The sequence below is a fragment of the Bacteroides sp. L10-4 genome (genome assembly GCF_013373675.1).
Taxonomy (GTDB): Bacteria; Bacteroidota; Bacteroidia; order Bacteroidales; family Bacteroidaceae; genus Bacteroides; species Bacteroides muris.
Window position 1 is genome coordinate 1 of the sequence record NZ_JABXJH010000029.1, and the last position, 21,870, is coordinate 21,870.

General features: G+C 45.6%; 16 protein-coding genes and 2 pseudogenes. 14 read left to right on the forward strand and 4 right to left on the reverse strand.

What is annotated here, in order from left to right:
• Nucleotides 1-126: 126 nt before the first annotated feature.
• The 8 genes and pseudogenes from HU824_RS10715 to HU824_RS19755 form a co-directional block, all read left to right on the forward strand.
• A pseudogene (locus HU824_RS10715) lies at nt 127-1,041 on the forward strand (glycoside hydrolase family 125 protein); the annotation flags it as partial.
• A gap of 31 nt (nt 1,042-1,072) precedes the next feature.
• Nucleotides 1,073-2,266, forward strand: a complete 1,194-nt coding sequence (locus tag HU824_RS10720) for a glycoside hydrolase family 172 protein (RefSeq protein WP_176468812.1) — start codon at nt 1,073-1,075, stop codon at nt 2,264-2,266.
• A gap of 211 nt (nt 2,267-2,477) precedes the next feature.
• Complete coding sequence (locus HU824_RS10725) at nt 2,478-5,570, forward strand: TonB-dependent receptor (RefSeq protein WP_176468814.1); 3,093 nt, start codon at nt 2,478-2,480, stop codon at nt 5,568-5,570.
• A 13-nt stretch (nt 5,571-5,583) separates the two neighbouring features.
• Nucleotides 5,584-7,506, forward strand: coding sequence for a RagB/SusD family nutrient uptake outer membrane protein (locus tag HU824_RS10730; RefSeq protein WP_176468816.1), 1,923 nt, complete (start codon nt 5,584-5,586; stop codon nt 7,504-7,506).
• Between the two features lie 111 nt (nt 7,507-7,617).
• Nucleotides 7,618-8,502: an Ig-like domain-containing protein gene (locus tag HU824_RS10735; RefSeq protein ID WP_176468817.1), complete on the forward strand. Its 885-nt coding sequence runs from the start codon at nt 7,618-7,620 to the stop codon at nt 8,500-8,502.
• Nucleotides 8,503-8,620: 118 nt separating this feature from the next.
• Nucleotides 8,621-10,564, forward strand: coding sequence for a glycoside hydrolase family 172 protein (locus tag HU824_RS10740; RefSeq protein WP_176468819.1), 1,944 nt, complete (start codon nt 8,621-8,623; stop codon nt 10,562-10,564).
• A gap of 149 nt (nt 10,565-10,713) precedes the next feature.
• Nucleotides 10,714-10,914: a DUF4185 domain-containing protein gene (locus HU824_RS19750; RefSeq protein WP_230469200.1), complete on the forward strand. Its 201-nt coding sequence runs from the start codon at nt 10,714-10,716 to the stop codon at nt 10,912-10,914.
• Between the two features lie 7 nt (nt 10,915-10,921).
• Nucleotides 10,922-11,173: a DUF4185 domain-containing protein gene (locus tag HU824_RS19755; RefSeq protein ID WP_255260496.1), complete on the forward strand. Its 252-nt coding sequence runs from the start codon at nt 10,922-10,924 to the stop codon at nt 11,171-11,173.
• Between the two features lie 349 nt (nt 11,174-11,522).
• On the opposite strand, the gene HU824_RS10750 is transcribed toward HU824_RS19755, so the two are convergent.
• Nucleotides 11,523-12,788, reverse strand: a complete 1,266-nt coding sequence (locus tag HU824_RS10750; protein WP_176468820.1) for a S41 family peptidase — start codon at nt 12,786-12,788, stop codon at nt 11,523-11,525.
• A 199-nt stretch (nt 12,789-12,987) separates the two neighbouring features.
• Between HU824_RS10750 and HU824_RS10755 the strand changes: the two genes are divergently transcribed.
• The 6 genes and pseudogenes from HU824_RS10755 to HU824_RS10780 all read left to right on the forward strand — a co-directional run bounded on the left by HU824_RS10755 (nt 12,988) and on the right by HU824_RS10780 (nt 18,988).
• The gene (locus HU824_RS10755) at nt 12,988-13,344 is read left to right on the forward strand and encodes a cupin domain-containing protein (protein ID WP_176468822.1); all 357 of its coding nucleotides are present in this window, start codon (nt 12,988-12,990) and stop codon (nt 13,342-13,344) included.
• A 434-nt stretch (nt 13,345-13,778) separates the two neighbouring features.
• The gene (locus HU824_RS10760; protein WP_176468824.1) at nt 13,779-15,173 is read left to right on the forward strand and encodes a TolC family protein; all 1,395 of its coding nucleotides are present in this window, start codon (nt 13,779-13,781) and stop codon (nt 15,171-15,173) included.
• Between the two features lie 2 nt (nt 15,174-15,175).
• Complete coding sequence (locus tag HU824_RS10765; RefSeq protein ID WP_176468825.1) at nt 15,176-16,204, forward strand: HlyD family secretion protein; 1,029 nt, start codon at nt 15,176-15,178, stop codon at nt 16,202-16,204.
• Nucleotides 16,204-17,829, forward strand: a complete 1,626-nt coding sequence (locus HU824_RS10770; RefSeq protein WP_176468827.1) for a hypothetical protein — start codon at nt 16,204-16,206, stop codon at nt 17,827-17,829. Before HU824_RS10765 ends, HU824_RS10770 begins: the two co-directional genes overlap by 1 nt.
• A 27-nt stretch (nt 17,830-17,856) precedes the next feature.
• Nucleotides 17,857-18,030: pseudogene (locus HU824_RS10775) on the forward strand (DNA-binding protein); the annotation flags it as partial.
• A 145-nt stretch (nt 18,031-18,175) separates the two neighbouring features.
• Nucleotides 18,176-18,988, forward strand: coding sequence for an SPFH domain-containing protein (locus tag HU824_RS10780; protein ID WP_035457507.1), 813 nt, complete (start codon nt 18,176-18,178; stop codon nt 18,986-18,988).
• Between the two features lie 376 nt (nt 18,989-19,364).
• Here HU824_RS10780 and HU824_RS10785 read toward each other — a convergent pair whose 3' ends face one another.
• From HU824_RS10785 to HU824_RS10795, 3 genes are read right to left on the reverse strand one after another with little or no spacing between them, the layout of a single operon-like run.
• A complete protein-coding gene (locus tag HU824_RS10785) occupies nt 19,365-19,781 on the reverse strand; it encodes a zinc ribbon domain-containing protein (protein WP_176468830.1) in 417 nt (138 codons plus the stop codon).
• Nucleotides 19,782-19,816: 35 nt separating this feature from the next.
• The gene (locus tag HU824_RS10790) at nt 19,817-20,545 is read right to left on the reverse strand and encodes a zinc ribbon domain-containing protein (protein WP_176468832.1); all 729 of its coding nucleotides are present in this window, start codon (nt 20,543-20,545) and stop codon (nt 19,817-19,819) included.
• Nucleotides 20,546-20,556: 11 nt separating this feature from the next.
• Nucleotides 20,557-21,837 carry an SH3 domain-containing protein gene (locus HU824_RS10795; RefSeq protein ID WP_176468833.1) on the reverse strand — a complete coding sequence of 427 codons (1,281 nt, stop codon included), beginning with the start codon at nt 21,835-21,837 and terminating at the stop codon, nt 20,557-20,559.
• Nucleotides 21,838-21,870: the final 33 nt, after the last annotated feature.

Consider the following 21,870-nt stretch of genomic DNA (forward strand, 5'->3'; position numbering starts at 1 on the left):
CATAAGCGGCCTTCAATTTGACCGCTAAGCTACGAATTCAAATCCGTTTCATTCTAAAGGACTGCTTAAAAGACTGTATTTCAATAATTTCAAAGACCGATTAGCTAACTTTTATTGGACAGTAGTGAACGTAAGTATGAATTGGATTCGCTTTGCTATCCCATTCGCCTGGCATATGGATACTGGAAAAAGACAAATGATGCTTCTCCTTTCGATGCGCAATGGAAGAAGGCGATAGAAACCATTTTAAGAGTCTGCAAGGAACAGCAGAGAAAACATGGTAACGGGCCTTATAGCTTTCGCAGAACTTCGGAATGGGCTATAGATGCTGTTCCTATGGGTGGAGTGGGTTATAAAGTAAATCCGGTTGGATTGATTTGTTCTACTTTCAGGCCTAGTGATGATGCCACTATCTTTCCTTTTCTCGTCCCGTCCAATTTCTTTGCGGTGGCCAGTTTGAGGCAGGCTTCCGAAATGGTTCAAAAGATAACCAAAGACAATGTATTGGCTGATGAACTGTTGACGTTGAGTAAAGAAGTTTATAATGCTTTACAGACGTATGCCGTGGTGAATCATCCGAAGTTCGGTAAAATCTATGCTTTTGAAATAGATGGCTTTGGATCGGCTTATCTTAGTGATGATGCCAACGTCCCTAATCTGCTGGCGTTACCCTATCTGGGTGGTGTTGATAGTGATGATGCAATTTATGCCAATACCAGAAGATTCGTGTGGTCGGAATACAATCCTTATTTCTTTAAAGGCTTTTATTTTGAAGGGATAGGAGGACATCATATTGGTACAGACATGATATGGCCGATGAGTCTGATAATGAAAGCCCTGACCGCTCAAAACGATGAAGAGTTACAGCAATGTATCCGGATGCTCCAGAAAACGCATGCCGGTACCGGATTCATGCACGAGTCATTCCACAAGGATGACCCCAAGAAATTCACAAGGAGCTGGTTTGCATGGGCCAATACATTGTTTGGAGAATTGCTGTGGAAAACATTCAATGAGAAACCCTATTTATTGGAATACTAATCATCTAATTAATCAATGTAAACAAAAAATCATGAGAAGAATTACAAAATTCAGTTTGTTGCTTTCCCTTGTTTTGGGATTGTACTTTCCTGCTGTTTTTGCACAGTCGAACATGACGAATGAAATGTTTGACTTGGCAAAGTTGAAATCGGGTGTAAAGAACAAAAGAATCTCCAGTACAGACCCTACCGGAGGCAACAGAGATCATCTGGAACCTTTCAAGCCGGGTGAGAAACGTATCATTGCAGACATCAAGGGAGCAGGGGCCATCAACCATATTTGGGTAACCATTGCGCCTCCTCCTCCCGCGTTGAGCAGAAATGATATTATTATCCGTATGTATTGGGATGGCAACGATTATCCCTCTGTAGAGTCTCCTATCGGACCTTTCTTTGGGCAAGGATGGGACGAAAGATATAATTATGCATCATTGCCTCTTTCATCAGGTCCTGAAAACGGTACCGGAATGTCTTGCTACTTTACCATGCCTTTTGAAAAGGGAGCACGTATTGAAATCGAGAATCAAAGTGACAGGAATATCGATGCCTTCTATTTCTATGTAGATTATCTGGAAATGGACAAGCTTCCCAAAGATATGGGCAGATTCCATGCGTGGTACAACCATAACCTCACGGAGGCCCTTCCCGAAGGTGAAACGGAATGGGGACTTACCGGAGAGCAGAAACCGAATACTACCGGTAAGGACAATTACGTTTTCGTAGACACACAAGGAAAAGGGCATTTCGTGGGCATCAACTACTATGTGCACTGCCCTACTACTATGTGGTATGGCGAAGGGGATGATATGTGGTTCATTGACGGAGAGGAAACGCCTTCGTTGATAGGAACGGGCACGGAAGACTTCTTCAACACTTCCTGGTGCCCTAAAGAGCCGTTCTCGCATCCTTATTTCGGGTATCCGCGCGTTAATAATGACATAGGCTGGCTGGGACGTACCCATGTCTACCGCTTCTTCATAGCCGATCCCGTCTTCTTTGAGAAGAGTGTGAAAGGCACGATAGAGCATGGTTCCAACAATAACCTGACCTTGGATTTGGCCACCGTCGCCTATTGGTATCAGGATTCGGCAGTATCTCTTCCCGAAGCTCCTACAAAGGCACAAAGGGCACCGAAGCCTTTCATCAATCACATGGACATACATCGTTGGCGTGACGCCTGGCGTAAAGCTAAGGGTAATAAAGCTACGCTTTGGGGGAACGAATAAGAGGGATTCTTTCTTTCGTATAGAGCCGTATTTAAGTATTGCTGTTTTTCTTAAGTCTTGCCAACGTAGTGGCAAGACTGTGCCATCGCTTTGGCACAATGTTGCCAATAGATTGGCACAATAGTGCCAGCATGATGGCACTGCTATGGTGCCGGTAATAGGTTGTATGGCTTTCTATACAATTAGTAAATCATCAATAATAGTTTCTAATATGAAAAACATTTTTCAGCAGCAACCGATGAAATGTCTCCTGGTATTTTTAATCTTTATCGGGAATATGCATTATGCACTTGCACAGTCGCCCAAGAAGGTGACCGGACGTGTGATGGACGCACAAGGTGAATTGCTCATCGGAGTAAACGTGACGGAGGTCAATAATCCCTCCAATGGCGTGATTACCGATATCAACGGCACGTATACGATTGTATTGAGTGGTGAGAAGCCTTCCTTGAAGTTTTCTTATATCGGTTTTAAGGATAAAGTATTGCCGGTCGGTTCGAAGGGTATTGTCGACGTATCCATGGAAGAAGACGTGGCGGCCCTTGACGAAGTGGTGGTAGTGGGCTTCGGTACGCAGAAGAAGGCTTCCGTGGTTGGCTCCATCACCAACATTGAGCCTGCCAAGCTTGCTGCGGCTCCCAGCCGTTCCTTAAGCAATAATTTGGCAGGTATGGTACCTGGTGTTATTGCAGTTCAAAGAAGCGGTGACCCTTGGTTTAATAATTCGGATTTCTGGATTCGTGGTATCAGTAGTTTTACAGGAAATACCAATCCGCTGGTGTTGGTGGACGGTATCGAAAGGTCGCTTCACGATATCGATCCCGAGGAAATAGCTTCTTTCTCTGTCTTGAAGGATGCTGCTGCCAGTGCCGTTTACGGCGTACGCGGTGCTAATGGGGTGGTGATGATTGAAACCAAGCGCGGTAAAATCGGAAAGCCTCAGGTAGATGTACGTTTTGAACACTCCTTTACGCAACCCATCAAGATACCCGATTATATTGGTAGTGTGAAATACCTGCAATTGATTAATGAGATGTATGCCGAGCAAGGAAGAGCTCCGTTCGTGAGCGATGCCACTTTGCTGAACTATCAGAATCAGACCGACCCGGAACTGTACCCGGATGTAAATTGGTGGGATGTCGTGTCGAAAGACCATGCAGACAATACGAAGGCCAACGTCAGTGTCAATGGTGGTACGGATATCCTGCGTTATTCGCTGGTGGTGGGATATTATAATGAGAATGGTATTATTGAGCGCGACAAAAATCAGGAATGGGACTCTTCATTGAAAGTGAACCGATATACGGTACGTTCCAACGTCGACGTGAATCTGACTCCGACCACGCTGTTTCGCGCTAATGTAGGAGTCTTTCTGCAAACCAGGAATGCGCCTCCGGGAAGCAACGAAACAAATGCCGGTATTTTCTATCAGGCGATGCGTGTTCCGCCCTATGTGCATCCGGCTATTTATTCCGATGGTCGCATTCCGCGTGTGAAGTTCAAGGAGAACCCTTGGGCCTGGGCCACGCAACGCGGATATGAAAAGATGAACCACAATAAAATCGAGTCCTTGACTTCTCTTGAGCAGGATTTGAAATTCATCACACCCGGTTTGAAGGCGAAAGTGACTTTTTCGTTTGATAAGTTCTCTGCCAATTCGGTGACGCGTTCCAAGAATCCTTATTACTATAATCCGGCAACATCGCGCGATGAGGATGGCAACATTGTTACCGATGTACAGGAAAACGGTCAGGAGTTCTTGGGCTATGCCAAAGGAGCCGAATGGGGAGACCAAAGTATCTACCTGGAAGGAATGCTTTCTTACAACCGCGTTTTCGGAGGTATGCATGACGTGAATGCCATGTTCTTGTATAATCAGAAGGATTATGACAAGGGCGAAACTCTCCCTTACCGGAGTCAGGGTATAGCTGGAAGGTTCTCGTATACTTACGACAGCCGTTATATAGGTGAATTTAATTTTGGTTACAACGGTTCCGAGAACTTTGCACGTGGCAAACGGTTCGGATTCTTTCCGGCCGTGGCTTTAGGATGGATTGTATCGTCAGAGAAATTCATGAAGCCGTTGTCCGATATTGTATCTAACCTCAAACTGAGAGCCACTTGGGGAAAAGCCGGTAACAGTAATATCGGAGGCGGCAGACGCTTCGCGTATATTTCTACCATTGTAGATACCGGGTCCTATACTTGGGGTACGGATGCCAATGTTTATCGTTTGGGGCGTTCCGAAGGTGAAATCGGGGTCAATAATCTGACTTGGGAGACTGTGACCAAGATGAATGCCGGTCTGGACTTGGGACTTTGGAACAACAGTGTGAACCTTGTGGTAGATGTGTTTAAGGAAAAGAGAGAAGACATCTTCATGCAACGTAAGAATGTACCGGGTTCGGCAGGATTTAACCGTAGTGTCTGGGCCAATTTCGGTAAGGTGGAGAATAAAGGATTTGACATCTCGTTGAATGTCAACCACCAGTTCAATAAAGACTGGGCTGTGTCTGCCATGGCCAACTATACGTATGCCCACAATAAAGTGTTGGAAATAGATGAACCGGCGGCCATCCTCGGTACTTATCGTTCGGGCACCGGCAAACCGGTAGGACAAATGTTCGGTCTGATAGCCGAAAGACTCTTTACGGAAGATGACTTTGACGAGAACGGCAGGCTGAAGGAAGGCATTCCTGCGCAGAACTTCAGCGATGCGAGTAATTTGCGTCCGGGGGATATTAAATATAAGGACTTGAATGGTGACGGTGAAGTGACGGCAGTGGATGAGACAGCCATTGGCGGTACGCGTATTCCTGAGGTGGTTTATGGCTTTGGAGCAACGGTCAGATACAAGGCGGTCGATTTTGGCATATTCTTCCAGGGTACCGGCAAGACTTATCAGTTGCTGGGAGGAGAAACTTGGCTGCCGGGTTCTTCATTGGGAGCTGGCAATATCTTCTCGAATATAGACGACCGCTGGACACCGGAAAATCCGAGGAAAGATGTATTCTGGCCCCGCATGGGTGACAAGGCCGTGGCTAATAACTCCAGAGCTTCCACTTGGTGGTTGCGTGACATGAGTTTCTTGCGGTTGAAGAATCTTGAACTGGGGTATACCCTTCCACGGCGCTGGACAAGCAAGATTGGGGTTCGGGACTGCCGTTTGTTTGCAAGGGGAACCAATCTGTTGACATTCTCCGATTTCAAGCTTTGGGATCCGGAACTGGAAACTACGGATGGATTGAGATATCCTCAGATGAAATCTGTGTCAATAGGATTCAGCATTAATTTCAATAACTAACAAGATACGATATATGAAAAAATATAAATCTATATTGGTAGCCGTTTTGTTGTCGGGTTTCATGGCACTGACAACAAGTTGCAACGATTTTCTGGATAAGGCCCCTGACGATCAGCTGACCATGGAGATGGTTTTTTCCGATAAGATAAGAACGGAAGACTGGTTGGCCGGTGTTTATTCTTCTGTTCCCAGTCCTATGTGGGGATATTTTAAAGACCATGGTTACAATATCATGGGGGATGATATCACGATTCCTCAGGACTGGTCGCCCTTCGGTTGGGGCAATGTGTATGCCTATACCACTGGCAACTGGAGCCCTATTTCGGCTTGGAATCCCTATTATTGGGTAGAACTTAACAAGCGGATACGCGCCGGACTGATTTTCTTGGAACAAGCAAAGGTTATTCCGGAGAAAGGTCTCACCGAAGCCTATGTGCATCAGATGAAATACGAAGTTCGCTTCCTGATAGCCTACTATTATTCTTTAATGATTGAATTATACGGGCCTATTCCGTTTACTCCCGGGGTAATTTTTCCGGTTGATGCTCCCGAATCTGAATTGATGACTCCTCAACGGCCTTATGACGAGATTGTAGCTTGGATTGACAATGAACTTTTGGAAGTATCTAAAAGCTTGCCCGCTGTCTATTCGAATAATACCGATTGGGGCAGGGCGACTTCTATAATGGCTTTGGCTATCCGGGCGAAGACATTGCTTTATGCTGCAAGCCCTTTGTTCAACGGAAATCCCGATTTCAAGGACTGGCAAAATTCGGAAGGAGAATATTTGTTTGATGCGGAAGAAAAAACGGAAAAATGGACGAAAGCGGCAGCCGCCCATCTGGATTTGATAGCGGCTGCCGAGGCCGCCGGATATAAATTATACTGTGAGTATAATGCGGACGGCACAATTGACCCTTTCATGTCTTATTATAACATGTCATTGAAACGCTTTTCCGAAGGTAATAAGGAGATTGTCTTCGGGCGGCCCGAGAATGCAGACCTCTATTATTGGCAAGACCATCATTTGCCGAAGGGCATTGGTGGAAATGCTGCAATGGGGGTTACCCAAGAATTGGTAGATGCGTTCTATATGAAGAATGGGGAGGTTCCCGTCGTAGGATATAATGAAGACGGTTCTCCTATTATCAATCCCGAATCAGGATATGTGGAGAAGGGATTTTCCACCGAAACGGAATTCAGAACTACCAAGTGGCCCGGAGGAGGACCTTCACACTTGGCTGACAAAGAGACCGGCATGAGTCCGGTGACCGAAGAGGGTACTTACAATATGTATTGTAATCGCGAACCTCGTTTCTATGTTTCCGTAATTTATAATGGTGCTTGGTTGGGAGTGGATAACCGTCACGTAGAGTTTTTGCAGGGAGGTAGAGACACCGACATGACTTTCGACTCTCCGCAGAACGGTTATAATGTCCGTAAGCGAATCTCTTTGGATGTATTCCCCCGGGAAAACAAGTATGTATATCAACCGGGTATCTTATACCGGATGGCCGATGCTTACCTGGGTTATGCGGAAGCACTGAACGAATCGTCGTCAGCTCCTACGGCCGATGTGTATAAGTATGTCAATCTGATAAGAGAAAGAGCCGGGATTCCTGCTTTGAAAGAGGGATTGAGCAAGGAAGAAATGCGTGCCGCCATTCAACAGGAACGCCGTGTGGAATTCAATTGCGAAGGTATCCGCTTCCATGATATCCGTCGTTGGAAACTTGGGGAAAAGTATTTGGGTGGTAAGTTGTACGGAATGAACCATGATGGTTCTGAAAAGAGTGATGATGTGAACAATCCGAAAGCTTTTTATAAGAGAACTTATTATAAGAGCCGTACCTTCAATAAGAGAATGTATTTGTGGCCTGTTCCTCAAGCCCAGATGGATATAAATCCTAAACTGAGACAAGCTCCCGGATATTAATAAATCATGCGAATCAGTAGTTGCCCCCGTTTCTATATCACATTTAGTTCATAACCGGTAAAAAAGAAATCAGTTGCAACTGCTGAATCGCATAAATAATTGAGAAGAAGTATGAAATCAATAAAATTCATATTTTGTACAATGGCGTTAGCGTTTGCCACATTGATGTCTTGCTCGGATGACAATGATGTGGACTTGTCCAATCGTAAGTTTGTTCGTATCGATCAGTCGTCGGTTTATATGGAGATTGACGAAACTGCCACTGTCACCGCTTCCGTTGACACCTTGGCGGGTGATTCCTATCAGTTGAAGTGGAGTGTGCTCGATTCCGATGTGGCGACCATTGAAGGCGTAGAAAACAATGCGGCCGTCATTACGCCTGTTGCCGTCGGAAAAACGGTCATCAAGGTAGAGACGGCCGATGGCAAGTTGTGCTACTTTAGCGACTTGACTGTTATCAAGACTCCTAAGACGTGTTACATTGACTTTGGTGTCTTCGACTCTCCAGCTCCGTTCAACAACTATCGGAATCCTAGAGACCCCGGATTGGTGAACATGCTTGATCAAAGAGGCCGTCCTACTACCTTTGGCATCGAAGTGGACAAACCGTTTTCCGGAGAATTGGCTCGTGGCTTGAGTAACAACTTGGGCTTTCCGGATACAGCTTCTGAGGATATGTTCTTCAGCGACGGCATTGCTATTCCGGTCAGTGGATTCAAGCTGACAGGTCTCTCTCGGGAAACAAAATACACGTTCAACTTCTATGGCCACATCAATGACCGTGGAACGGAGACCGAGTATCATGTAATCGGAAAGAACGATGGCACTGCTTGTCTGGTCAATGACGATAATTTCGATAGAATGGTAAAGATCAAGGGCATCGAGCCCAATGACGAAGGTGTCGTTCATATCGAAATGAGACCAGGTCCGAACAATGTGCAATGGGCCAAATTCTTTGGCGTAAGTTTCATTGTATTTTCAGAAGATGAGAATTGATGTGGCTTTATGGACACAGGTAATCCTTTCTATTGAAATAGTACTGTCAGTGAGGAGAGATACCGTTTAAGCAGGCATTCTCTCCTTGCCTTTTTAATAAACATATAACAAATAATCTATGGAGATTACCCTAAAGAAGGTTTCAGTTTTCTTGTCTGCCGTTTTGTGGGCAGGCTCGTATGTAATGGCTCAGAATCCGTACAGATGGACAGACGAGCTGGAGTTGTTGAAAAGAGTGGATAAACTGCCCGAATATCGTACGGGCTCTTATGTGGAGCAGTTTTCGAGCTACGACAGGACATGGGGCAACGACGATGGTTTTGCCGGAACTTATTCTTTCCTCCGCAAGGAAGATGATAGGCTGGTGATTGCCGAGATGGAAGGTCCCGGAGTCATCAACCGCATCTGGACACCCACACCGACGGACAACATGCTCTATTTCTATTTTGACGGACAGAAAGAACCCGGTTTGAAAATAAAGTTCTCGGACTTGTTTTCCGGTAAGGTTTATCCGTTTACGAAGCCGGTCTGCGGCAATGAAATCGGTGGCTTTTATTGTTATCTGCCCATTACGTACAAAAAGTCCTGCAAGATTGTTTTCGACGGACCTAAGTTGGAATTCATTCAGATACAATACCGTAACCTTCCGGGAAAGAAGGTGGAAACCTATACCGGTGAATTCTCACAGCAGGATAAGGAGTTGCTGGCCGAGGTGAACAAGGTATGGGCTGATTTGACTCCCGCCGTCACCAACTATACGTTCGGAAAGTCTGCCGTCACGCAGACTATGGAGAAGACATTCACCATCAATCCGGGCGAAGAAGTTTCTTTCTTTGAGATGGAGGAGCCGGGACGTATTGTCGGTATGACGATTGACGGCGGTAGCTCTTTCGAAGGCTTGTACAAGGATGTGCTTCTTTCTGCCAGGTGGGACAATGAGAAAGTGGAGGCTATCTATGCTCCCGTTGCCGACTTCTTTGGCTACGCTTATGGCAAAGGAGCCATGCGCAGCATTCTGATGGGTAAGCAGGGTACTTCCAACTACTGTTACCTGCCGATGCCTTTCGATGAATCGGCTTCCATGAAGATAATTTATAAGAAGAGAGAAGACGTTCAGCAATCCCCTGTTTCCGTAAATGTGAAGGTGTATTATAACAGTAACAAGCGCAATGCCAAGCAAGAAGGTAAATTCTATTCTACATGGCGCAGGGAGAAGACTCCGCTCGGCACCTTCCATAAGTTTGCAGCACAAAAAGGAAAGGGACACTATATAGGCACCATCCACCAAGCGCAGGGATTGCGTCCGGGTATGACCCTCTTCTTTGAGGGAGACGATACGACCTATGTAGATAAGAAGGCACGCCTGCATGGTACCGGTTCCGAAGACTATTATAACGGCGGTTGGTATGCTTGCCTGGACCGTTGGGACAGAGGAAACAGTCTTCCCCTTCATGGTTGTCTGGACTATTCGCTTCCGATGGCGCGTACCGGCGGTTACCGCTTCTTCTTGGTCGACAAGATGTCTTATGAAAAGGAAATCTATCATGGAATGGAACACGGTGAGGTAAAAAATAACTTCCCGGTGGATTATATTTCCATTGGTCTCTTTTACTCTGACCGTCCTTTGCAAAATAGGGAAGAACCTTCTGCGGAACAACGTGTGGTTTACTTGCCTACCGAACATATTTATTTCCCTCAGTTGATGGAAATGACAGTGGGTGGAGGCGTTCAAGTATCCAATGATCGTGGCATCCGCATGAACACCTGTCACGGAGGTGTGGTTCGTATCAATCTGACCGATGTGCCCGAAGGCAGGTACCGTTTGCTGATTAACTATTTTGAAAAGCCAAATGGTGCTGACTTCCAGGTTTGGCAACGTCAGAAGCAATTGTCCGGATGGATTTCTACTAAGAAGGACAGAGAAGTGTCTAAAGACAGAGTATATGTAGGAGACATCAACTTGACGGAACAAACCAATTCGGTCACTTTCCATGTAAGAAATAATAACGGTGGGGACCAGTTTGAACTGGGACTGATTATCTTGGAAAGAATAGAGGAATAGATGGGGGAAATGTATGTTTGTATATGGAGTTGATAAGAATGTGAGATAAACAAATTTTACTATTCGGGCTTCTTGCCTGCAGTTTGACGGGCAATATGGCTTGTAAGGATGCTGATAGTGAAAAAACACAGTGTATTGATAATGTACGCATGATATCTCGTGTCACAGGCAATCCCTTGCCGGGAGATATATTACTGAATCCCAATAATACCGGACCTGACTTTGATGTATATGGAACGGATTTAGGCTTGATGTGGCATATGGATGGAAACCGTGTGGGCATGTTTTTCGGAGATACCAGTGGAGAAGGCTTTGTCGTGAATAAAAAATTACAATCCGAACTACGATGAGGCTCCTTTGGCCAAAAGGCATGCCATTCTTTACTGTACTTCGAAGGGTTTCGTCCACTGGAGTGAGCCGAAAGTATTGGCGGAAGCAGACAGGTATCCTGCCTTGTATTGCGCTTACATACATCCGTTGAAAGACAATGATGACCAGCTTTGGTTCATCATGTCCATGTGGGGGCCGTACAATGCTTTCCTGATGTGTGCCGATATGAAACTGGAATCTCCAGACCACAAGCAAGGATTCTATATTTTAATAAATTAGCAGTATATGTACTGCTCTTCTGATTTATTCTTCCTATTTTTGTATGACAGTATTGCATGAATATGAAGGGGGAAGATATATGCGCATGAAACGGAAAGTCTATATCTCTTGTTTGGGTGTCCGTAGATGCCACCGTTACGATAAGGCAAGTATAAATCCACTTGTTGCAGAGACAATTTCATTTTTTTGGAACGTCATACCATAAATTTTCCGCTAGTTCTGATATCAGACAATTTACTACTGTTACATAATATTACTGCCAATGTAGAAATGTTTTCAATATAAAAGAGCCAAGTATCGTGAGGTGAGATACCTTTGATACTTGGCTTTTTTTCGTTGAGGAAATGTATTATTGTTTCTCTGTTATCAGTCCGACAGCATAATTCAGCACTGTATCTTCATCCTTCATGAAATCTGCTACGGTTTGGGATACTTGATGATGGGGTGGTATGCCTATACCTTCCATAGGGAAACCTTTGGGAGAGACATCCGGCTGGCGGGTAGGAATACGGAAATAGGTTCGCTGTTTAGTGCAGAAAGGACGGGGCTCATTGCCGGTATCTCCTCCAGTGGCTTCACCGATGAGGGTGACATGGCCGCTTTCCTTCATGTCAAGTGTGAAGCTTTCGGCAGCAGAGAGTGTATAAGTGTCGGTCAGCAGGTAGATTTTACCTTTATAGGCGTCGGTTTCGGGTTGCATGATGTAGTTCTTGCTGACGCAGTGTAGTTGTGCTTCGCGGATGAAGTACTTGCAGATGTCTACTCCATTCATGCTGTTTCCTCCTCCGTTTCTACGTACGTCTATAATGAGGTATGGTAAATCCTTGACTTTGGGATAGACTGCCTTGAAATCTTCCATGACGGGGTTCATCATGGTTTTGATGGTAAGGTAACCGATGCTGTCTTGTAATATCCTGCTTTCCACAGTTTGTTCTTCGTTATCCGGAAAATAGTCCCTTTGTTTCAAGGGAAGGGTGACGGTTAGAGTATCGCCCCCTCTCAGCAGTGTATAGTTTCTTAGGGTGTCTGCATAACTACGGAACGCATCATAGGCTGTACGGAGCCGTCTGTAGGGGATGGTAGATGCTTCGGTATATTTTTCGTTCTGTTCAATCCATTGTTTATAGGGGAATCCGTTGATAGCTATAATCCGGTCTTTGTCCTGGAATCCGTATTCTGTCAGATAGTCATTGGGTTTGTCAACGAACAAGGAATTCTCTATAAAGGCTACGCGTTGATTGGCTGTGTACATCTTGTAGCAGGTAATGGCGTGGGCGCATTGTAAGGCAGAGATGTATTCCTGCACTATCAGTCCGTAGTATGTGGTGGTCTGCGCCTGGCGAACGCGAGCGTTACAAGCTTGATACAATGAATCCATATTCAGATGTTTGGCTTGGTATAATGAATAATTCTCCATGACGGTCTGGTGTATTTCTTTGAAATCTTCTTCAAACTGTGAGGGGGCTAACGGTAGTTCTGCAATGTAGAAGTTTTCTACATCAATCTGCTTATCATTATAGAAATAGTTGGCGTAAACATACAAACCACACCAAATGACTGCCAGTACAGCCACTACAATGACTATTACTTTTGAAATTTTTTTCAGAATCTTCATGTTTTATAGAGTTTAGTCGATATTTGCTTTTTCGGCAAAGATAGAGATAAATTTTGTTAATTTTATTTTTCTAACTCCTTATTTGCCAATAATGGTAACATGGAGGTAACAGACTGATTTGCAAGTGCCTTATTGTGTGGCATGTGGCAGTCGCCTAACTTTGCAATCGTAAATCAAAACATACTAAGGAGAAGTGATTATGAAGAACTATCAGAAAGTAAATGTGCCCGCAGGCGAGGCACGTGTCGAGCTGCACGATTCATTGAATTTGACCGGTGCGGAAGTATCCATCAGCAATCTGCCGGCTGGTGCGGGAGTACCCTTTGTGCATTCGCACAAGCAAAATGAAGAGATTTATGCCGTCCTCTCCGGACATGGCACCATGGTGATTGACGGAGAAACTGTAGAGCTGCAGGCGGGTGACTGGCTTCGCGTGGCTCCGGCAGGAGAACGCCAATTGTCGGCTGCGGCAGATAGTGCTATCAGTGTGATTTGTATTCAGGTGAAAGCCGGCTCACTGGAAGGCTTTACGATGACGGACGGTGTGGTGAAGTAAGAGGAGAAGTCACACAAGTAGAATTAAGGTGATAGGGGATGGGCTGTGGTGCAGGCTATTCCCTATTACTATATGATGTGCAGTGATTTATTGACTACGATTTGTTTTAAGTTAAAATTGTCAATAAGAAAAAGGATGATACCATACTTTTCAAACATTAATTTTTGATACTTACCGACTTTTTTGAACCCTATTTCGACTTTTTATTTGTACTTTTGCACCGGATTTCTTAATCAATAGTGCTCGAAATTCGGTTCTCATCTTTTTTATATTCCCTGATGAGGTCGTTTGTAGCGCATTGTGGCAGATGTTGTGCTGTCCGGACTCTTATGGTTCATTATTAGTATTTCCGAGGGAATGAACAGAGGTTAACGGCTTATAGTTAACGGTTAGAGGAAAAAAATAATGAACAACAATACATTTATTTTTATTTCATGAACAAACTTATGGTTTATTCAGCTCTGGTTGTCGCTCTGATGGCCGGAGAGCTTTGTCTTATGCCTATATATGCACAAGACAAGGCTGTGCAGGCGATGACACTCACGGCACTTTACAATCTTGCTGACCAACAGAGTCAGAAAGTGAGAGTGAGTGAAGTGGCTTTGCAGGCAGCCAGCGAAGGGGTGGCAGTAGCCAGGTCGGCTTTGCTGCCGAGTGTGGATTTGAGCCTTCAGGGTAGTTATACGGGCAATGCCTTCATGCTGTCGCGAGGTTTTTCGACCGATGGAGTGACAGACTACATCGTGCCAGGTATGGGGGCTATTCCTGTGGCAAACGGCAAGCAGGACACCCCCCATTGGGGAAATAGTTTCACGGCTCAAGTGTCGCAGGTTGTGTATGCCGGTGGCGCTATCCGTTCGGGCATCCGCATGGCAGAATTGGGCAAAAAGATGGCAGAACTCGATGTGGAGAAAAACCGCCAGGAGGTGCGCTTCTTGTTGACGGGTTACTATCTTGACCTCTACAAGTTAGGCAATCAGATAGAAGTGGTGCGTCAGAATATCGCACTTACGCAGAAGGAGATTGACCAAATGAAAGCCCGCCGTGAGCAGGGTACTGTTTTGCAGAACGACATCACTCGCTATGAATATCAGTTGCAGAGTCTTGAACTCACACTGACAAGGCTCACCGATGCTTCTACCATCATTAACCATCAACTAGTTACAACGCTTCATTTACCGGAGCAGACGGTTATAGTTCCCGATGAGAATGAGCTAAATACAGAAATAAATGCACTCTCGGCAATCGCCGTTCAAGACACATGGCAGCAGATGGCAACGGACAACAATCTTGGTATCAGCCAAGCAACGGTTGCCACAAATCTTGCAGAGCAGAAGGTGAAGCAGGCAAAGGCGGAATCATTACCTTCGGTGGCTGTTGTGGCAGAGAATCATCTCTTTGGACCTTATACACAAGACCTCATCCCGAAGGATTGCAATGTAAATGTGTGGTTTGTCGGGATAGGCGTAAAGTTCAATCTTGGCAGTCTTTGGAAGAACAAACACCACATCCGCAAGGCACGTACTGAACATCGGCAGTCGAGGGAAGTGCTCGCCTTGGCCCGTGAGGGTGTGGAGAATGCTGTAGAGGCAAACTACATTAACCTCCTTACGTCCTACACCGAGGTAAAGACACAGCAAAAGCAGGTGGAACTTGCCAATCAGAACTACTCCGTGGTGCAGAATCGTTATCAGAACGACCTTGCGCTCCTTACCGACATGGTCGATGCCTCCAACATGAAACTCTCTGCTGAAATGGCGCTGGTTAATGCCCGCATCGGCATGCTTTATAATTTCTATACACTCAAATACGTAACAAATACTTTATAATAATGGAAAAGAACAAGATACATATCTATTTATACAATGCGCTTATCGTGCTTTGCCTCTTGGGTGGAGCTGTTTATGTGGTGAGCCAGTTTATGCACTTCGGCAGTGGAGAATTTACCGACAATGCCCGTGTACGCCAGAACATCGTGCCTCAGAGCAGCCGTGTGCAAGGCTTCATCCGTGAGGTACGGTTCGCGGATTTTCAGCAGGTAAAGAAAGGTGATACGCTTGCCATCATCGAGGATGCCGAATTTCGCTTGCGACTGGCCCAAGCCGAGACAAATCTTCTCCGTGCCGAACAGGGTTCGCAGGGAACGGCAAGCAGTATCGTTACCACCAAAACAAGCATGACCGTTACCGAGGCAGGCATCGAATCCGCACGTGTGCAGATGGAGAATGCCATGCGTGAGGATGCTCGTTTCAAGAAGCTCCTCAGTCAGGATGCTGTTACCCGACAACAGTATGACAAGGTACATACGGTTTATCTTAGTGCCAAGGCAGCCTACGAGCAGGCGGTTCGTTCACGTCAGATGCAGTCGGCTGTCGTGGTCGAACAGGGGCATCACCTTTCCGCTTCGGAGCAGGGCATCGAGCTGGCTTGTCGTGCCGTCGACCTCGCCCGTCTCAACCTCTCTTATTGCTACATCATTGCCACTTGTAACGGTACCGTTGGTACGAAGGATATTCACATAGGTCAGCTTGTCAATCCGGGCCAGACGCTGGTGAGTATCGTTGACGATGGTGAACGTTGGGTTGAGGCGAACTACAAGGAAAGCCAGTTGCCTCATATCAAGGTGGGCAGTAAGGCCGAGATTACAGCCGATGCCGTTCCTGGTGTACAATATACGGGTACGGTGGAACGTATCTCTGATGCTACCGGCAGTGCCTTCTCACTTATTCCCATCGACAATGCCACGGGTAATTTTGTGAAGGTCGAACAGCGCGTCACCGTACGTATCAAGCTCGATGAGAATGCTAATGTTGCCAGACTCAAAGGCGGTTATAATGTGGAATGTATCGTTGAAGAATAATGGGACAATTGACTGAATTCTTTATGAAGAGCGCCGGTGGCCCTCCACCCGGCATGGGCTTTTCCATGCCTATGATGAAGGGGTGGGTGCCTCGCCGGATACAGCCGTGGCTGTACGTGCTGACCGCTCTTTGCTTCCAGTTCGGCGGCAGCATCTACCTTGGTGCGCTGGATGGCATTCGTGGCACCACCGACTTCATGATTGAGGACGTGCTCTTTCTGCTTTATGCCACCCTCGCGGGCATGGCAGTCTATTTTCCTATGCTTTTCCGCATGAAGTTCCGCTTTACCAACAAGCAGTTGCTCTGCGGTTCTGCTATTGTTCTTGCTGTATGCAATGTGCTGACGATGCATTGCCAGTCGATGCCTGTGCTCATGATAGTGTGCTTCATGGCCGGGATGGCTAAGATACAGGGCACGTTCGAGTGCATGAGCAACATCCAGCTTTGGATTACCCCCCGACGCGATTTTGCCGTTTTCTTCCCCGTGCTTCACATCATCCTGCTCACCGCCATCGAGGGTAGCGGATGGCTTGCCGCTTGGTTCGGTCATCATTTCACATGGCAGATGATGCATGTCTTTACCATCGGCACTATGTTGTTCGTATTGCTCACGCAGACCGTCTTCTGTCGTCCGTTTTGTCCCATGCCCCAGCGTCTGTCGCTCAAAGGTATCGACTTTCAGGGAGCATTGCTCATCTGCGGACTGATGCTCGTAGTGTCGTACATTGTGGTGTACGGCGACTATTTCATGTGGTTCGATACCCTCCGCATACGTCTTCTGTTCGGTGCTGCCATTGTGCTTTTCGGCATTGTGCTCTACCGCCTGCGCTACTACCGTTATCCCTACATCGAGCTTAGTCTTTTTAGATATCGCAACGTTGTTCCCATCCTCATCGTCACCTTCTTTACCGAACTCGCTTTCGGTGCTGAATACACGATGGAAGAGATACTTTACAGCGAGGTCCTCCGGCTGGAGGAACTGACCAAAGAGATGCAGTATATGTGGGCGCTTCCCGGCATGTATCTCGGTATCCTGCTCGATCTCTATTGGCTGAAAATCAAGAAGTGGAAGGTGTGGAAACTCTTCGGCATTGCCTTCATCGGTATCGCACTCTATGGCATGCTGATGTACTTCACGCTGGACATAAACGTCCATATCGAGCAGTATCGCTTTGCCATCTTCTTGCGAGGATTTGCATATGCCATCCTTGCCCCAACATTGATGTGGGCTTTAGACGAATCGGTACCGAGTCTTGAGCAGTTCTTCATGAGCTTGTTCGTGTTCAACATCCTCCATATGTATCTGGCAGGAGCAGCAGGTTATGGCATTTATACCACTATCTTCTCGCACTTTATGAACGACAACATGATGAGCTACGGACAGCAACTCACTCTCACGCACTTGGATATGGCGCACTTCAACCTCGGGGAATACGTTGGCCGCAACTTCCTGCACTCCATGATGATGGTGGCAATGAAGCAGGTTTATGGCTATGTTATCTGGTTCGCTTTAGGCCTTGCCGCCCTCTTCCTGCTGTGCGACATTCCTGCTGTCCGTACAAATATCCGCAAAGTTCCCCGCTGGTCAGTTTATGCCATCGAGTATCTTGCGAGAAGGAAATAAAGCTTTGCAAAAAAGGGATATCCTGCGATTGCTTATAAATGCAGCAATCCGGCAAAACAGAAAGAGGTGGCAAAGGAAATCAGTGTCATGTCCGGTGTGAGTGAGGGTAATTCCTACAGTACGCTGAAAGATTTCCGTACTTATCTGAAGAAAGCATTGCTGGCAGGTCGTATCGTGAACATTGCTGGGCTGGGTAAATTCTGAAAATATGGAGACTATGGGTCTCCTTTCTACACTATGTGCGGGAGGGAGGCCTTTCCTCTCCAAAAATGACCGGATTGCCTTTCTTGGACAAACAATTATGAATATCTTTGTAACATTATTCATTAAACTAACAGAAAACGCCATGGGAATTACAAACAAATCAACAGTAAAAGTAGGTGCGGCAGGAGTCTCAGTCATTGGAATTATAGTATTGTTCTTGGTCATGTTTGCCGTGGAGCGTATTGACTCGGGACAGACGGGTATCATCGTTAACCTGGCAGGCAGTGAGCGCGGTGTGGACGATGCCAAGGTGGAAACGGGTTGGGTGGTTTACAACCGCTTTGCCAAGCAGCTTTTTGAGTATCCCGCTTTCGCGCAGATTGTGGACTACGAGCCTTTTGACATTCAAGATAAGAAAGGTACGATTTTCAAGACAGACCCTACTATTGAGTATTATATTGAGCGCGACAATGCCAAGGTGGTCTTTTTGCGCTATCGCAAGACTACCGAAGAATTGGAGCAGAGCGTCATTCTGACGGAAGTGAAGAATGCCTATAAGGACGTGGCAGGACTCTATGAGACGGACTCGCTCATCAACAACCGTCCCGCTTTCGAGAAAGAAGTGGAGGAACTGCTGAAAGAGCGTCTGAGCAAGCGTGGCTTTACGTTCACTAATATCCAGTCGTCCGTGAAACCCAATGAGACTTTGCAGGCGGCCATTGATGCCAAGAACACTGCTGTGCAGAATGCCCTGAAGGTGGAGAATGAAAAGAAAGCTGCCATAGCCGAGGCAGAAAAGGTAGTAGCTGCCGCCAAGGGTAAGGCGGATGCAAACCGTATTCTTCAACAAAGCATTACGCCGGAATTGATTCAACTCAAGGCTGTGGAGAAATGGGACGGGAAGTTGCCGCTGTCAACGAGCGGGAATACGCTGCCGTTCTTGAAGTTGCAATAACAATCTCTATGAGAACTCATTAGCAACTTGATTCTTTTGGAAAGGAACTGATTGTGCGCGCGGATAATCACTTAGTAAGCAAGAATTTGAAATGCAGTATTGCAGGAAACAGGCAATACTGCATACGAATAAAATAATATTATGCAAGCAGAAGTGCAGAAATACTAAGAGCCTGTTTAATTCTTTTTCAAAAAGTTTGTTCAGCGTTTTAATATGAGAATGAAATCATGAAGCCCCTTTAGCTCTACTTTCTTTTGTTTTTCATACAAAAGGAACAAGACAAAATATGCTGGCAAAAAGTGAATTTATTCTTTTTGCCAGCACCACTTAATTGGTATTTAGATTCTTAAACAATAGAACCAATGTATAACGACCATTAACTAAAGAGTGAAAAGGCTCCAATAGACCCGACGACGAACACAACGACAATCACCCATATAAATGAGATAATGAAACCTGCAATGGCGCAGCCGCGCGGACTTTTGAATAATCCGATGAAACTAAAAAGCGCACCGAAGAACCAGATAATCCACCCAAGAATAGGTATCCACCCAAGAAAGATTCCAAGAATGGCGAATACCAGCCCGGTAGTACCGATACCATTGGACTGCTTGCCGAGAACATTTACATAAACCGACTGTTGTGTAGCATTCGTGTTCTGCTGGAACGGTTGTTGGGCTGTTTGAGGTTGAACCTGAGGTTGTCCTGCTTGCAGGACTGCATTACAATGAGGGCAGGTGGTGGCTTTGTCCGAAACCTGCTTTCCACAATGGGAGCAAAAAATGAGTGCCATAATACAAAATATTTTAGCGTTAATAAATAAAAAAACTATTCTAGGTGAGTATGTTGTTTGGAAACGTATAGTACAAGTCCTTTATAATCAATTTTATAAAAGTCTCCTATGTCTCCTAGATAAGGAAACCGTTCGCCTTTCTCCGGGTGGCGGTTAGTTCCGTCAGCCCACTTGTATGTTTCTGCATCCGGCGATGGTGCATACCGTAAACGTAGGTTGACACCATCAGTCACTACTTGCTGCGAAGTACCTACGATAGATTCCAATGTGGTGGTCTTATCCTTAAAATAATCGGTCGTATAATAAAATATACCGAAACTTACTAACAGCACCAATACAATACCACCAATAAACCAATATAAAGCTCTGCTCCTTGGGGGAAGGGAAAGTTCCTGCTCTTCAACCTCTATAGGAGATGTTGTCTGTGTAATGGATACCGGAGGGATGGGTGAAACGGCAATCGGTGCAGCTGGTACAACGGGACATCCGCATTGCGGACAAACGTGTACGCAATCAGCCAACTCAGCGCCACATTCATGGCAATGGCGATTTTTCGTGGCAGATATGGGGCACCCGCATGTGGGGCACGATGTTGCACCGTTAGGAATTTCAGTTCCACATTCACTACAGACAATAAACTGTTCTTCTTCTGCACAACGTTCACTGGTGTTGCCACACTTCGGACAGAAACATTCTTTTTGATAAGCATCATGTTCAAATATGTATTGGCATGAAGTACACTTGAATTTCATTTTCGTACTCATAATAGTTATTTTTAGTTGTTGAAATACTTAAGGGATTGTGTCTCGATACGTTCCGGCTCTGTTTTGATAGAGAATGACTCACCATTCTCCTTATACTCCTTCACCTGATTGGTGCGGATTACTTTCCGCTTTAACCAATTCCCGTGTTCGTCCTCTTCCAGATACTCATACCTGTCTGTGGTAAGATAATCTCCGGTTTCATCGTAATCGTGTACACTTTTACTATCAGGAAGAAGGTTCGCTCCGGTGTAAGTAAATTTTTCTGTGAGGTGAATCATTTTCACCTGACTTTTACGTTCTATGATTCTGTCCTGCTCGTCAAAAAGATATTCTACAGAACCTTCCATATCAGACTCATCTGAACTCATATCGCTCCGCTTATGGTCACTGTATGTAATGATATAAGAACCCCAGTTACTTCTGTTATATTTTGTACGTTCGGTATTATAACTGTAAGTTGTAGAAGATTCATTCCCTTCACTGATTTCCAATATATTTCCTACTTTATCAAACCGAATAAATTTCCCTTCACTATCAGCCACACTTTCTACATTCCCATATATACAGAGACCTTTGCGTGCCGACAAAGGATGAGGAACTCCAGTATCTTCATTAACTGAAACCGTATTCAAGTCTTCATCCAAATCTACAGCCTTGAACAGTGCTCCTTCAAAAATAAATCCTCTTTCTACGGGTGAATAATACGCAGTGTAAGGCTCTATTTCCTCCAGCTCCGATGGAGCAAGGGAGTCCAAAGTCAAATCAAAGCGTGACAAGCTACGTGTGAAGACCAGTCGGTTTCCTTCTATCTTTCCATAATAGATTGTTGCTCCTTGGTAAACCGATTTCCAAAGGTCTCCATCTTCTGGCACGGAATTGTAGGCCCTCGCCATAAATACATTATTTCCATCTACCCTGAAGGACAGGTCGCCATACTGAACTCTAGGCTCTGCCAAAGGGCAATACGATTCAAAAGCCTCCTTCGGAATAGAATCGTGGGATAGCACTTTGGAGAATTCGCTGTTGACATAGCCCTTTTCACCTGTACGTAGCCGCACTTTATACCATCCGTTGACCGAATCTACCAGTTCGCATATTTCTCCACGTTCAATGAACCCTACCAGCTTGCCTTCCACCGGTTCTTTTTTGACACTAATGTCCGACTTTATTGCAATTACATACGAGTGGTTTGGATTCTTTGAGAAAGAGGGAGACTTTTGCTTGGGAGAGTCTTTGCAGGCCATGAATAACAAAAACGTACCGCATAAAATCAATAGGTAACGCACATTCATAATATTTCGAATAAATTTACCTCCCTCAGCCTC